The 13,566-nt window shown below is 74.7% G+C and carries 15 protein-coding genes; 9 read left to right on the forward strand and 6 right to left on the reverse strand.

Going from position 1 to position 13,566, the window contains the following annotated elements:
* The first annotated feature begins 5 nt into the window (after positions 1–5).
* Entirely contained in the window at positions 6–1,037 is a 1,032-nt protein-coding gene (locus V6V16_RS13715; protein WP_334562425.1) for an SIS domain-containing protein, read from the forward strand.
* 25 nt (positions 1,038–1,062) lie between these two features.
* Positions 1,063–2,682, forward strand: coding sequence for a histidine kinase N-terminal domain-containing protein (locus V6V16_RS13720; RefSeq protein WP_334562394.1), 1,620 nt, complete (start codon positions 1,063–1,065; stop codon positions 2,680–2,682).
* A 198-nt stretch (positions 2,683–2,880) separates the two neighbouring features.
* Here V6V16_RS13720 and V6V16_RS13725 read toward each other — a convergent pair whose 3' ends face one another.
* Entirely contained in the window at positions 2,881–4,278 is a 1,398-nt protein-coding gene (locus V6V16_RS13725; RefSeq protein ID WP_334562426.1) for a glycosyltransferase family 39 protein, read from the reverse strand.
* Between the two features lie 452 nt (positions 4,279–4,730).
* Between V6V16_RS13725 and V6V16_RS13730 the strand changes: the two genes are divergently transcribed.
* From V6V16_RS13730 to V6V16_RS13745, 4 genes are read left to right on the forward strand one after another with little or no spacing between them, the layout of a single operon-like run.
* Entirely contained in the window at positions 4,731–6,446 is a 1,716-nt protein-coding gene (locus tag V6V16_RS13730; protein ID WP_334562395.1) for a nitrite/sulfite reductase, read from the forward strand.
* Positions 6,443–6,601, forward strand: a complete 159-nt coding sequence (locus V6V16_RS13735) for a hypothetical protein (RefSeq protein WP_334562396.1) — start codon at positions 6,443–6,445, stop codon at positions 6,599–6,601. Before V6V16_RS13730 ends, V6V16_RS13735 begins: the two co-directional genes overlap by 4 nt.
* Positions 6,598–7,392 (forward strand): phosphoadenylyl-sulfate reductase, encoded by a 795-nt coding sequence (locus tag V6V16_RS13740; protein WP_334562397.1) that lies wholly within the window; start codon positions 6,598–6,600, stop codon positions 7,390–7,392. The genes V6V16_RS13735 and V6V16_RS13740 overlap by 4 nt, the downstream gene beginning before the upstream one ends.
* Positions 7,374–8,177: a sirohydrochlorin chelatase gene (locus V6V16_RS13745; protein WP_334562398.1), complete on the forward strand. Its 804-nt coding sequence runs from the start codon at positions 7,374–7,376 to the stop codon at positions 8,175–8,177. The genes V6V16_RS13740 and V6V16_RS13745 overlap by 19 nt, the downstream gene beginning before the upstream one ends.
* A 94-nt stretch (positions 8,178–8,271) precedes the next feature.
* On the opposite strand, the gene V6V16_RS13750 is transcribed toward V6V16_RS13745, so the two are convergent.
* Both V6V16_RS13750 and V6V16_RS13755 read right to left on the reverse strand, forming a co-directional pair.
* Complete coding sequence (locus V6V16_RS13750; protein WP_007072794.1) at positions 8,272–8,529, reverse strand: WhiB family transcriptional regulator; 258 nt, start codon at positions 8,527–8,529, stop codon at positions 8,272–8,274.
* A gap of 450 nt (positions 8,530–8,979) precedes the next feature.
* Positions 8,980–9,930, reverse strand: a complete 951-nt coding sequence (locus tag V6V16_RS13755; RefSeq protein ID WP_334562399.1) for a diacylglycerol/lipid kinase family protein — start codon at positions 9,928–9,930, stop codon at positions 8,980–8,982.
* 43 nt (positions 9,931–9,973) lie between these two features.
* Here V6V16_RS13755 and V6V16_RS13760 point away from each other — a divergent pair, with 43 nt between their 5' ends.
* Positions 9,974–10,363, forward strand: a complete 390-nt coding sequence (locus V6V16_RS13760; RefSeq protein WP_334562400.1) for a hypothetical protein — start codon at positions 9,974–9,976, stop codon at positions 10,361–10,363.
* Between the two features lie 74 nt (positions 10,364–10,437).
* On the opposite strand, the gene V6V16_RS13765 is transcribed toward V6V16_RS13760, so the two are convergent.
* The 3 genes from V6V16_RS13765 to sodN form a co-directional block, all read right to left on the reverse strand.
* Positions 10,438–10,845, reverse strand: a complete 408-nt coding sequence (locus V6V16_RS13765; RefSeq protein WP_334562401.1) for an ATP-binding protein — start codon at positions 10,843–10,845, stop codon at positions 10,438–10,440.
* A 24-nt stretch (positions 10,846–10,869) separates the two neighbouring features.
* Positions 10,870–11,331, reverse strand: coding sequence for a GNAT family N-acetyltransferase (locus V6V16_RS13770; RefSeq protein ID WP_334562427.1), 462 nt, complete (start codon positions 11,329–11,331; stop codon positions 10,870–10,872).
* A gap of 62 nt (positions 11,332–11,393) precedes the next feature.
* Positions 11,394–11,798 carry a superoxide dismutase, Ni gene (sodN, locus tag V6V16_RS13775; RefSeq protein ID WP_334562402.1) on the reverse strand — a complete coding sequence of 135 codons (405 nt, stop codon included), beginning with the start codon at positions 11,796–11,798 and terminating at the stop codon, positions 11,394–11,396.
* A gap of 86 nt (positions 11,799–11,884) precedes the next feature.
* Between sodN and V6V16_RS13780 the strand changes: the two genes are divergently transcribed.
* Positions 11,885–12,235 (forward strand): S24/S26 family peptidase, encoded by a 351-nt coding sequence (locus tag V6V16_RS13780; RefSeq protein WP_334562403.1) that lies wholly within the window; start codon positions 11,885–11,887, stop codon positions 12,233–12,235.
* 140 nt (positions 12,236–12,375) lie between these two features.
* Entirely contained in the window at positions 12,376–13,548 is a 1,173-nt protein-coding gene (locus V6V16_RS13785) for an NAD(P)-dependent malic enzyme (protein ID WP_334562404.1), read from the forward strand.
* Positions 13,549–13,566 lie beyond the last annotated feature (18 nt).

The raw sequence follows: 13,566 nt of genomic DNA on the forward strand, positions 1-13,566 counted from the left end.
CCGGCATGGCCGCCGACATCGACGAGCAGCCGGCGGGCTACGACCGGCTGCTCTCCGCCGATAACGCCGGGGCGATCGCCCGGGTGGCGGCGGTCATCGCGCAGCGCCGCCCCCGGCACGTGGTCTTCACCGCCCGGGGCACCTCCGACCACGCCGCCCTCTACGGGGCGTACCTGACCGAGATCCGGCTCGGCCTGCCCGCCGGTCTCGCCTCGCCCAGCGTCGTCACCCTCTACGGCGCCAAGCCGGACCTCTCCGACGCCCTGGTCGTCGGCGTCAGCCAGAGCGGCGGTTCGCCCGACCTCGCCGAGGTGCTGCGGACCGCCCGCGCGTCCGGCGCGCTGACCCTCGCGGTCACCAACGCGCCCGACTCCCCGCTGGCCGGTGTCGCCGAGCTGAGCGTCGACATCGCCGCCGGGCACGAGCGCGCGGTGGCCGCCACCAAGACCTACACCGCCGAGCTGCTCGCCCTGCTGATGCTGGTCGAGGGCGTCCGGGCCGGCGACGGCGCGTTGCCCGCCGAGGAGCGCGAGGCGCTCGCCGGCCTGCCCGAGCTGGCCGCCCGCACCCTGGAGGACCCCACTCCGGCCCAGCTCGCGCCCCGCTACCGCTTCGCCGGCCAGCTCGTCACCACCGGGCGGGGGTACGCGTACCCGACCGCCCGCGAGGCCGCGCTGAAGCTGATGGAGACCTCGTACCTGCCGGCGCTCGCGTTCTCCGGCGCCGACCTGCTGCACGGCCCCCTCGCCATGACCGACCCGGACGTGCCGGTGCTCGCCGTGGTCGGCTCCGGGCCGGGCGGCCGCTCCATGGGCGAGGTGCTGCCCCGCCTCGGCGAGCGTCGTGCCGACGTGGTGGTGGTCGGCTCCGCCGACGTGGAGGGCGCCACCCGGATGGCCGTCCCGGAGGTCGACGAGCGGTACGCGCCGCTGCTGGACATCCTGCCGTTGCAGCGCCTGGCGCTGGCGCTGGCGCTCGCCCGGGGCGAGGACCCGGACGCGCCGCGCGGCCTGAAGAAGGTCACCGCGACGATGTGACGCCCGGCGTGGCACGCTGGTCGACGTGTCCACGCTGCGCGACCTCGCCGAGGAGCACACCCGCCTCCGTCCGGCCGACATCGACCACCTGCACCGGATCGCCGGCGACTGGCAGTTGCTCTCCGATCTCTCCTTCGCCGACCTGCTGCTCTGGGTGCCCGTCGACGGCGACGGGGCGTTCCTCTGCGTCGCCCAGGTCCGGCCGACGACCGCCCCCACCGCGTACCTGGACGACCAGGTGGGGCGGATCGTCGGCGGCCCGGAGGTGGCGCACCTGGAGGTGGCCCACCGGCAGGGCCGGATCTGGCGGGAGGGCGACCCGGTCTGGTACGGCGACGTGCCCGCCCGGCACGAGGCGATCCCCGTCCGGCTGCGCACCGCCGACGGCGAGGCCGGGGAGGTGGTCGCCGTGGTGGGGCGCGACACCAACCTCTCCACCGCGCGCACCCCGAGCCAGCTGGAGCTGAACTACCTCACCACCGCCGACGACCTGGCCCAGATGATCGCCGACGGCACCTTCCCGCCGCCGCGCCACCCCGGGGAGACCACCTCGGCGCCGCGGGTGGGCGACGGGCTGGTCCGGCTCGACGCCGGCGGCAAGGTCACCTACGCCAGCCCGAACGCGCAGTCGGCGTACCGGCGGCTGGGCTACGCCTCGCACCTGGTGGGCGAGGACCTGGCGGTGCTGCACCGTCGGCTGGCCGGCGACCCGCTGGAGGGGACGGACGCGGCGAACGGCATCCTGGCCGCGCTGCGCGGCGAGGCCCCGCCCCGCCGGGAGATCGACGCGCGCGGCGCGACGATGCTCACCCGGGCGTTGCCGCTGATGCCGGCGGGAGTGCCGATCGGCGCGCTGGTGCTGGTCCGCGACATCACCGAGGTACGCCGCCGCGACCGCGCCCTGATCACCAAGGACGCCACCATCCGGGAGATCCACCACCGGGTGAAGAACAACCTCCAGACCGTCGCCGCCCTGCTGCGGCTCCAGGCCCGCCGGGTCTCCATGCCGGAGGCCCGGGTCGCGCTGGAGGAGTCGGTACGCCGGGTCGCCTCCATCGCGCTGGTGCACGAGACCCTCTCCATGTCCAGCGACGAGGCGGTCGAGTTCGACGGCATCGTGGACCGGGTGGCCAGCGCCGCGACCGAGGTGGCCGCGACCGAGTCGACGATCGGCATGCGGCGCGAGGGCAGCTTCGGGGTGCTCCCCGCCGAGGTCGCCACCTCGCTGGTGATGGTGCTCAACGAGTTGCTGCTCAACGCCGTCGAGCACGGCTTCCCACCGCCCGCCGAGACCCCGGGCCCCGCGGCGCCGCACCCCGGCGGCTCGGCCGCCCCGACCGGTCCGGGCGGGCCCCTGCCGGCCGTGCCGGAGGAACCGCCGGCTCCCGTCGAGCCCGAGGTGGTGGTGTCGGTGCACCGGTTCCGCAAGATGCTGCACGTCTCGGTCACCGACAACGGGGGCGGGCTGCCGCCGGGCTTCGACGCGGAGCGGGGCGGCAACCTCGGGCTCCAGATCGTCCGGGCGCTGATCACCGGCGAGCTGCGCGGCACCATCGAGCTGCGCGACGGCGCGAAGGGCGGCACCGAGGCCACCCTCGTCGTGCCCCTGGCCCGCAGCGCCCCCGAGGGACGCCCCGCCGGCTGACCCGGGGCACGGTCGACCTGACGCTGGCGGTGGCGCCGCCGGGCGCCGGCCCTGGCCCCGACCTTGGCGGTGGCGCCGCCGGGCGCGGGGGCGTCACGATCAGCTGATCGGGAACCCGCGCGGAAGCCCGCCGGACCCGCCCACCGTCAACGACCGAGCCGCAGTCGGGAACCCGGGCGGAAGCCGGGAGCGGGTCTGTCAGCGGGTGAGGAGGGCGACGGTCAGTCCCGGGCGCGGCCAGACCCGTTCGACGGTGTACCCGGCGCGCAGCGCGTCGCCCTTGGCGCCGGCGACGGCGGCCAGCGGATCGTCGCGGCGACCGGCCACGACCAGCCAGACCCGATCCGCGCCGGCCAGGCACTCGGCCGGACGGGCGCACTCGGCGGCCCACAGGTCGCCCCGGCGGGCCTGGTCCTCCGTCACCAGCACGTCGCGGGGGCGGCGGTCGCCCAGGTGGTACGCGAGCCCCAGGTCGAGGAAGAGCCAGCTCTCCCGGGGCGAGTAGACCACCGCGTCGCCCGGTCGCCGGCCGTCGGCGACGATCCGGGCCACGCCCCGGTAGTCGACCGTCGCGCTGCGCGGCCACTCGTGGGTACGCCGCAGCGCCGCCTGGTCGGGCAGCCCGAGCAGCCCGGCCAGGGCGACGACGGCCAGCGCGGGCGGCAGCGGCACCATCGCCAGCGCCGCGCCGGCGAGCAGGCAGCCGAAGGGCACCACGAAGACGAGGTAGCGGGGCACCCAGAGCGGCACGACCAGCGCGACGGCGAAGACCAGCAGCACCGGCAGCAGCACGGCGAGCCCGGGCAGCAGGGCGCGCCGGCCCAGCCGTGCCGCGCCGAGCGCCGCGAGGCCGACCAGCACCCCGCCCACCACGCCGCTCTGCGCCACCCCGCCCGCGAGCGCGGCCAGGTCGTCGGGGCGGGCGACCTGCACCCAGCCGAGCTGCCGGGCCCGCTGGCCCCGGGCGAGCAGCGCCAGCGGGGCCAGCAGCAGCCCGGTCGGCAGCAGGGCGAGCATCCAGCGCACCGTACGCCCGGACGCCCCGGCGCGTCGGTCGGCCAGCACCGCCACCGCGTGCGCGGCGAGCAGGGTGAGCGCGACCAGGTGGGTGAGCCCGAGCGCGGCCACGGCGGCGGCGTACCCGGCCCAGCGCGCCCAGCCGGGTCGGGCGGTCGCCTCGACCAGCAGCAGGGTCGCCAGCACCGCCAGGAAGGCGGCCAGCGCGTAGGGGCGGGCCTCCTGGCCGTACCGGGAGGTGCCGGGGAGCACCGCGAGGAGCAGCCCGGCGAGCAGCCCGGCCCGCGCGCCGAGCAGCCGCCGCCCGAGGAGCGCGGTCAGCCCGGCCGTGCCGGCCATGGCCAGCGCGGCGGGCAGCCGCAGCGCGGTCGCCGAGTCGCCGAGGACCGCCACCCAGGCGTGCATGAACAGGTAGTACGGGCTGGTGGCGGCGTCGATGGTGCCGGCGAGGCGGAACAGCTCCCCGGGCGACCGGCTCGCCGCGCTCCAGGTGGCCAGCTCGTCGCGCCACGGCTGCGCGTGGCCGATACCGGTCAGCACGACGGCCAGGGTGGCCAGCGCCGGTCCGATGCAGACCATCCGACCCGTGCGATCCGGGCCGCCCGCCGCCTCGCGGACCGGCGGGACGCGGTCGCCGGGCGGGTCAGCGGAACCGGTCACATACCGCAGCGTCACACAGTCCGGCCGTCCGGTACGCCGATCCGCCGCCCCCGTCACCCGGCGACCGCGACTCGTGCCGCCCGGGCCCGTGATGTGGGATCCCGCACGCGCTCGTTGGCCGGCCCCCACCGGGTGTGGCAGCATGACTGCCATGACCGCCGCTGTCGTCCGCCGCTTCGTGGCCCGTCGCCACGTCGACTACGGCCGCGTGCGCAGCGCGATCTGTCCGGCCCACTGACGACGCCCGACAAATCTGTCTCGGGCGCGCCTCGCGCCGGCTGTTCCGACACCGTTGTCGCCAGCCCGTTCCCACGGGTCGGCCGCGCGCCCCGCGTATCCCCGAGGCACCGCAGACAACGGAGGACGCCGCCATGGCGGTCAGCAGCATTCCGGCCCGGGCCGGGGATCCGACATCCCCCCGACCGGCCCGGACCCCCCGCCGGCCTCGCGGTGAGGGTCAGTGGGCGCTCGGTCACCGCGAGCCGCTCAACCCCAACGAGCGGATCAAGAAGGACGACGACCCGCTGAACGTGCGGGCCCGGATCGAGAACATCTACGCGCACGGCGGGTTCGCCTCGATCGACCCGCAGGACCTGCGCGGCCGGTTCCGCTGGTGGGGCCTCTACACCCAGCGCAAGGCGGGCATCGACGGCGGCCGTACCGCCGTGCTGGAGCCGCACGAGCTGGAGGACGAGTTCTTCATGCTCCGCGTCCGGGTCGACGGGGGCCAGCTCGACCTGGCGCAGCTGCGGGTGGTCGCCGACATCTCGCGCGAGTTCGCCCGGGACACCGCCGACATCACCGACCGGCAGAACATCCAGTACCACTGGATCCGCGTCGAGGACATGCCGGAGATCTGGCGCCGGCTGGAGTCGGTCGGCCTGCAGACCACCGAGGCGTGCGGCGACTGCCCCCGGATCGTGCTGGGCAGCCCGGTCGCCGGCGTGGCCCGCGACGAGCTGCTCGACCCGACCCCGGCGATCGACGAGATCGTCCGGCGGTACGTGGGCGACAAGCAGTTCTCCAACCTGCCCCGCAAGTTCAAGACCTCGATCTCCTGGCTGGTCGACACGCCGTACGAGGCGAACGACGTCGCCTTCCTCGGGGTGGACCATCCGGAGCACGGCCCCGGCTTCGACGTCTGGGTCGGCGGCGGCCTCGCCACCAACCCGATGCTGGCCCAGCGGCTCGGCGTCTGGGTGCCGCTGGCCGAGGTGCCGGACGTCTGGGCCGGTGTGGTCGGCATCTTCCGCGACTACGGCTACCGCCGGCTGCGCAACCGCGCCCGGCTGAAGTTCCTGGTGGCCGACTGGGGCGTGGAGAAGTTCCGCGAGGTGCTGGAGAAGGAGTACCTGGGCCGGGACCTGCTCGACGGCCCGTCTCCCCGGCTGCCCGACCGCCCGGTGGACCACATCGGGGTGCACCCGCAGCGCGACGGGCGCAACTACGTCGGGGCCGCCCCGGTGGTCGGGCGGGTCTCCGGGGGGCAGCTGGCCCGGCTGGCCGACGTGGTCGAGGCGCACGGCAGCGGGCGGGTGCGGCTCACCCCGTACCAGAAGCTGCTGGTGCTCGACGTGCCGCCGGAGCGGACCGACTCGCTGGCGCGGGAGCTGCGCGGGATCGGGCTGGAGGCCCGGCCCTCGGCCTGGCGGCGGGGCACCATGGCCTGCACCGGCATCGAGTACTGCAAGCTGGCCATCGTCGAGACCAAGGCGCGCGGCGAGGAACTGGTGGCCCGGCTGGAGGAGCGGTTGCGCGACTTCGACGCCGACATCTCCATCCACATCAACGGCTGCCCCAACGCCTGCGCCCGCACCCAGGTCGCCGACATCGGCCTCAAGGGTCAGCTGGTGGTCGGCCCGGACGGCCGCCAGGTGGAGGGGTTCCAGGTGCATCTCGGCGGCGGGCTCGGCATGGCCGAGGGGCAGACCGCCGGCTTCGGCCGCAAGCTGCGCGGCCTGAAGACCACCGCCGACGAGCTTCCGGAGTACGTGGAGCGGCTGGCCCGGCGCTACCTGGCCGGCCGGGAGACGGGCGAGTCGTTCGCCAACTGGGTGATCAGGGTCGACGAGGAGGAACTCCGATGAGCGAGACCCGTGCCGCGCCGCTGTACTGCCCGTACTGCGGCGAGGAGGATCTACGGCCGAACGAGACGGGCCACGGCGCGTGGGAGTGCCACGCCTGCGCCCGGGTGTTCACGGTGCGGTTCACCGGGCTGCTCGGCTCGGCGGTGGCCCGGTGAGCGCGCGGAGCGGCGGGGCGGCGCCGGAGCCGGGCCTCGTCTCCGCGGCCGGCCTGGGCCTGGTCGGGCTGGGCGGTTCCGCGCCGGCCGATCCGGCCCGGCGCGACCCCGACGAGCTGCGCGTACTGGCCGAGGCGGCCGGGCGGGACCTGGAGGGCGCGCCCGCGTCGGAGATCGCCCGCTGGGCGGCCGAGACGTTCGGCGCCCGGTTCTGCGTCACCAGCTCCATGGCTGACGCCGTGCTGGCCCACCTGGTCTCCCGGGTGGCCCCCGGGGTGGACGTGGTCTTCCTCGACACCGGTCTGCACTTCCCGGAGACGCTGCGGGTGCGCGACGAGGTGGCCCGTACGCTGCCGGTGAACGTCCGGTCGATCCGACCCCGGCTGACCGTCGGCCAGCAGGACGGCCAGTACGGTCCCCGGCTGTTCAACAAGTCCCCGGACGACTGCTGCCAGCTGCGCAAGGTGGAGCCGCTGGAGCGGGCGCTGGCCGGGTATGACGCCTGGGCCGCCGGGCTGCGTCGGGACGAGTCGCCGACCCGGGCGAACACGCCGGTGGTGACCTTCGACGCCCGCCGCGGCAAGGTCAAGGTCAACCCGATCGCGGCGTGGCGGCAGGCCGACGTGGACGCCTACGTCGCCCGCTGGAACGTGCCGGTGAACGAGCTGTTCAAGCAGGGTTACGGCTCGATCGGCTGCTGGCCCTGCACCCGCCGCACGAAGGCGGGGGAGGACCCGCGGGCCGGCCGCTGGGCGATGTTCGAGAAGACCGAGTGCGGCCTGCACGTGTGACCGGGCCCGGCGTGGGCCCCCCCGGGCCGGGGGAGCCCGACCCGGTGGTCCTGGTCGCCCACGGCAGTCGGGACCCCCGCGCCGCCGAGGCCACCCGGGCGCTGGCCCGGGCCGTGTCGGCCGCCCGGCCGGGCACGCCGGTGCTGGCGAGCTGGCTGGACCACACCGAGCCGGGGCCCACGGGGGTGTTGCGGGACCTGGCCCTCGCCGGGCATCGGCGGGCGGTGCTGGTGCCGCTGCTGCTGACCGCCGCGTACCACCGGCGGGTGGACATCCCGGCGGCGGTCGCGGCCGCCGGGGAGGCGGGGCCGCCGATCGCGGTACGGGTGACCGAGGTGCTCGGTCCCGTCGGCGGGGAGGTGGACGCCGGGCTGCTGGCGGGCCTGCACCGCCGGCTGGGCGAGGCGGGCCCGGGGCGGTACGACGGGCTGGTGCTCGCCGCCGCGGGCACCAGGGACGCCCGGGCGCGCGGGTCGGTGGGGCGGGTGGCCGCCGCGCTGCGCGACGGTCTCGGGGTGCCCACCCACGTGTCGTACGCCTCGGCCGCCCCGCCGGCCGTCGGCGCGGCGGTGGCGCGGCTGCGCGCCGGGGGAGCCCGGCGGGTGGCGGTGTCGGCGTACTTCCTGGCTCCCGGCCTCTTCCACGACGCCGTGGCGCAGGCCGCGCGGTGCGCCGGGGCGGCGGTGGTGTCCGCCCCGTTGACGGACGCCCCGGAGGTGGCCGATCTGGTCCTGCGGCGTGTGGACACCGCCGGCCGGGTGGCCGGGCTCACGGCCCGCCGGTGATCGGATAGCCCCGCCCGGGGGTACGGGTGGGTAGGACAGCAGTACGCCCCGGCGGGCGTACCCGGCCGGGGCGTATCGCTGGTGTGTGGGGGGATCAGGCGGAGTGAGCGCGCAGCACCCGGAGGCCACCGCGGCGCTTGACGGCCCGCCGTTCCTCCTCGCTCATCCCGCCCCAGACGCCGGCGTCCTGACCGGACTCCAGCGCCCACTGCAGGCACTGGTCGGTCACGGAGCAGCGCCGGCAGACGGCCTTGGCCTGCTCGACCTGCAGGAGAGCCGGACCGGACGTCCCGATCGGGAAGAACAGTTCCGGGTCCTCGTCGCGGCAGACAGCATGGTGACGCCAGTCCATGGCGGCAACACTCCTCATTCTGGGTGGGTGGCAGATATTGCTTCTGTTGCTTTTCCTATATGCATCCGCAGCGCCGACGGTGACGGTTCGCGTCCGACTATTCGGCGGTGCGTGAGCAGGCTGTGTCGGCCCCGTGGACCTGCTGGAACGGCTCAACCGGACGAGCCTATCCGAGCAATGTCCCGGTAACTCAAGTTCGCTTGTGAATACTTTCACGAACGCCCGGGATGTCAAGGGTGACGCTCGGAAAAACTCCGGGCGGTGAGCAAGCCCACAACCCATTTGTCCGAGTTCCAGCGCCTTCCTGGTTACCCGGCGTACCACTGTCGAGGATCAATATAGTACAGTCCGCGTGACATTGCTGACATTTCCGGCACCTGCCCCTCGGTGTGGCGGCCGTCGCATCGGTGCGGCGTTCGGACCGCGTCGACCTAGGGCAGTACCCGAGACCTAGCAGATTACTCTCAGTGCGGCGGGAATGGATGTGAATCTGACTTTCTCCCGCTCGCCGAGGTAGTCGCCGTCCAGCTGGAAGGCCTGTGGCCTGCCCGAAAGCAGGGTGAACTCCTCGAGATCGTGCAGCCGCAGCACCTGTCGGCCGTGCGGGTCGGGCGTCCGGGAGAAGAACTGCGTCACTGTGCGTGTCGTACTGGCAACCCGGAGCTGTCGCAGGGCCAGCACGTCCAGGCCGAGATCGAACGACGCCTCGGGGTTCGGATTGACCTCCCGGTCGCCCAGGTAGGTCCACGGCGCGGTGTTCTGGATGATGACCGTCGCCAGCTCGCCCACCGCCGACTCGCCCGGGCGCTCCAGGCTGATCGCCGGATGCCGCCGGTCGGAGTTGAGGAAGTACTGGGCGAGGGTGGAGCGGAAGTAGAGCGCGGGCGTCGAGACCCGGCCCTGCCGGCGGGCCTGCTCCACCCGGTGGATGACCGCCGCGTCGACGCCGAAGCCCGCGCAGAAGGTGAAGTAGCGGTCGTCGGCCCGGCCGAGCCCGATGGTCCGGTACCGGCCCAGCCGCAGGCCCTCCAGGATCATGCTGGTCCCGTCCGGCCAGTCCCGGGGCAGGCCCAGCGCCCGTGCGAAGACGTTGGTCGAGCCCCCGGGCACGGTGGCCAGGGCGGGCAGTCGCTCGGCCGGGGTGGCGCCGTTCGGGAGGGTGGGCGGCTGTGCCGTCATCAGCCCGTTGACGACCTCGTTGACCGTGCCGTCGCCACCCAGGGTGACGACGACGTCGACGCCCTCCTCGGCGGCCTCGCGCGCCAGGTCGGTCGCGTGGCCCCGCCGCCGGGTGTAGCGCACGGAGAGGTCAACTTCGCTGCGCAGGGCCCGGACCAGGACGTCCCGGCTGCGCTCGCTGGTGGTGGTGGCCTTCGGATTGACCACCAGGACGGCCCGCATGGGCGGCACTTTACCGCGCGGTAGCCCGGGTATCGTGGCGCGCGTGACCATCGACTCCGACCCGATTCCCGTCACCCTCCGCTGGGCGGTCCGGTTGCTGCGGGCCGAGGCGGTCGCCGTGGGACTGGTCGCCGCGTGGCTGCTCTGGGCCGATCTCACCGCCACCACCACCGACCTCACCTCGGCGTTGCTGGTGACCGCCTTCGCGATCGGGGCGGCGGCGGCGCTCTGGGCGCTCGGCGGCGCGTTGGCGCGGCGGAGGGCGGGTGCCCGGGCCCCGGCGATCGTGCTCCAGCTCATGCTGCTGCCGATCGGTTGGTTCATGGTCCAGGCCGGCGTGGGCTGGCTCGGCGTGCCGCTGATGGCGCTCGGCCTCGGCGTCACCGCCCTGCTGGTCAGCGCCCCGACCAACCGGGCCCTCGGCTTCGGCTGACGCCTCGCCGCCCGTCGACGGGCGGCGGCGGCCGGGGTGCGCGCCGGCGGCCGGTGCCCTGCCCGCGTCGGCAGTCAGTAGCGGGAGGCGCGCCGGGTGAGCAACGAGATGGTGGCCCGGCCGTCGGCGGCCGTCGCGGCCGCCGCCGTGGTGAGCGCGGTGAGCACCTTCCAGGCGAACGACGACTCGGCCGGGAGCGTGGCGCCCCGGACGGTCGGCACCGTCACCTCGACGGTGAGCGCGTCGTCGGTGACCGCGAAGCGGCAGTCGAGCTCGGCGTCGCGGGTGGCGATGGCGAGCAGCATCGCGCACGCCTCGTCGACGGCGATGCGCAGGTCCTCGATCTCGTCGAGGGCGAACTGGAGCCGCGCCGCGAGCCCGGCGGTGGCGGTACGGAGCACCCCGAGGTAGCCCCCGTCCGCGGGCACGGTCAGGTGCACGACGTCGTCGTCGGTCGTCGGCTGCCCGGTCAGTTGAGTCACCACTCATCCCCCCGGTCGGGGACTCTACCCGCTCGGCGGCCCGGGTGCGTGGGCGGCGTCACGTGCCTGCGCGGCGAGGCTGGTCAGGGCCGCCCCGTCGAGCCGGTAGGGGACCCACTCCGTCATCGTCCGCGCCCCGATCGAGGCGTAGAAGCCGGCGGCCGGGTTCCAGTCGATCATCCACCACTCCAGCCGCTGGTAGCCCCGCTCCACGCAGATCGCGGCGAGCGTGGCCAGCAGCAGCCGGCCCGCACCGGTGCCCCGGGCGGCGGGCCGGACGTAGAGGTCCTCCAGGTGGATGCCGTGCACGCCGGCCCAGGTGGAGAAGTTGAGGAACCAGAGCGCGAACCCGACCGGCCGGTCGTCGGCGACGGCGACGTGCCCGTGCAGCGCCGGGGCCGGACCGAACAGGGCGGCGGTGAGCTGTTCCTCGGTGAGGTGGCACTGCTCGGCGGCGCGTTCGTACTCCGCCAGCTCGTGCACCATGGCGACGACGGCCGGCACGTCCTCGGGACGTGCCGGCCGGATCGTCGGCGGACCGGTGCGGGTCACGCCTGCTTGGTCTCCCAGAAGATCTTGGAGATCTCGTCGATCTTCTGGAGCAGCTCGTCGGCCTTGGACGGGTCGGTGCCGCCCTTGGCGCCGGCGGCGCCGGCCAGCTTGGTGGCCTCGTTGAAGAGCTGGTGCAGGTGCGGGTACTTCTCGAAGTGCGGCGGCTTGAAGTAGTCGGTCCAGAGCACCCACAGGTGGTGCTTCACCAGGTCGGCGCGCTGCTCCTTGATCAGGATGGCGCGGGTGCGGAACTCGGGGTCGGTGTTGGCCTGGTACTTCTCGCAGATCGCCTTCACCGACTCGGCCTCGATCCGGGCCTGGGCCGGATCGTAGACGCCGCAGGGCAGGTCGCAGTGGGCGCTGGCGGTCACGCGGGGCGTAAGGATGCGCGGAAGTCGCATCAGGATCCTCCATGGGAAGTTTGCGATGATCCAAGACGACATTACTCCTGGACGCGCTCCGGGGAGGCCGGGTGGAGGTGAAACCGATGGGGGCCGATCGCCCGGCGGCGCCGTACCGGCTGCCGTGGCCGCTGACCGCGGTGCTGGTGAGTGGCCCGTCCATGTCCCCCACGCTCCGGCCCGGCGACGCGGTGCTGGTCCGTCGGGGCGGCCGGGCCGTCCGTCCCGGTGACGTCGTGGTCGCGGTCTTCCGCAGCCGCCCCGAGCTGCTCGTGGTCAAGCGCGCGGTCCGCCCCCAGGACGGCGGCTGGTGGCTGCGCGGGGACAACGAGTTCGTCGCCGACGACTCCCGGGCGTACGGGGTGGCCGAGGTCCGGGGGCGGGTGGTCGCGCGCTACTGGCCCCGGCCGGGCCGGGTGCGCCCGCGTCGGGTATGACCCCGCTCACATCGGTGTGACGGTGGCGACACTATGCTCGGAAGGTGCCCGGGTGACCCCCGCACCGCGTGCCTCCGCTCGGCGCCTCACCTCGCGCCCGCGCCGGCCGCCCCGTCTGCTCGACAGATCCTGGAGTCACCATGTCGTCCACCGTGGACCCCGCTGATCCCGTCTTCCGGCTGCACCGCGGCGGCAAGATGGCCGTCGCCTCGACCGTGCCGCTGACCAGCCGGGAGGACCTCTCCCTCGCGTACACCCCGGGGGTGGCCCGGGTCTGCGAGGCGATCGCCGCCGACCCGACGCTCGCCGACGACTACACCTGGGCCGGGCACACCGTCGCGGTCGTCACCGACGGCTCGGCCGTACTCGGGCTGGGCAACATCGGCCCACGCGCGGCGCTGCCGGTCATGGAGGGCAAGGCGGTCCTCTTCAAGCAGTTCGGCGGGGTCGACGCGGTGCCGGTCTGCCTGGACACGCAGGACGTGGACGAGATCGTGGCGGTGGTACGGGCGCTGGCCCCGTCGTTCGGCGGGATCAACCTGGAGGACATCAGCGCGCCGCGCTGCTTCGAGGTGGAGCGCCGCCTCGACGAGGCCCTGGACATCCCGGTCTTCCACGACGACCAGCACGGCACCGCGATCGTCGTGCTCGCCGCCCTGCGCAACGCCGCCACGCTGCTCAACCGCAAGCTCGGCGACCTGCGGGTGACGGTCAGCGGCGCCGGCGCGGCCGGGGTGGCGGTGACCAGAATGCTCATCGCCGGCGGGGTGGACCCAGACCAGGTGGTCGTCTGCGACTCGAAGGGGATCATCGGCCGGCACCGGTCCGGGCTGACCGGCACCAAGGCGGAGCTGGCCGCGGGCACGAACGCCGAGGGCCGCGAGGGCGACGTCACCGAGGCGCTGCGCGGCGCGGACGTGCTGATCGGTGTCTCGGGCGGGCAGATCCCGGAGGCGGCGGTCGCCGGGATGGCCCCCGGCGGCATCGTCTTCGCCCTGGCCAACCCGACCCCCGAGGTGCACCCCGAGGTGGCCGCGCGGCACGTGGCCGTCGTCGCCACCGGGCGCAGCGACCATCCCAACCAGATCAACAACGTGCTGGCCTTCCCGGGCGTGTTCCGGGGGGCGCTGGACGCCCGCGCCACCCGGATCACCGAGGGGATGAAGGTGGCCGCCGCCGACGCCATCGCCGGGGTGGTCGCCGAGTCGCTCACCGCCGACGCGATCGTCCCGTCCCCGCTCGACCCCCGGGTCGCCCCGGCGGTGGCCGAGGCGGTGGCGGAGGCCGCCCGCCGCGACGGCGTCTGCCGCTGAGGGTGCGCGGAGGGGCCT

Source organism: Micromonospora sp. CPCC 205561, from assembly GCF_036906775.1.
Lineage (GTDB): Bacteria > Actinomycetota > Actinomycetes > Mycobacteriales > Micromonosporaceae > Micromonospora.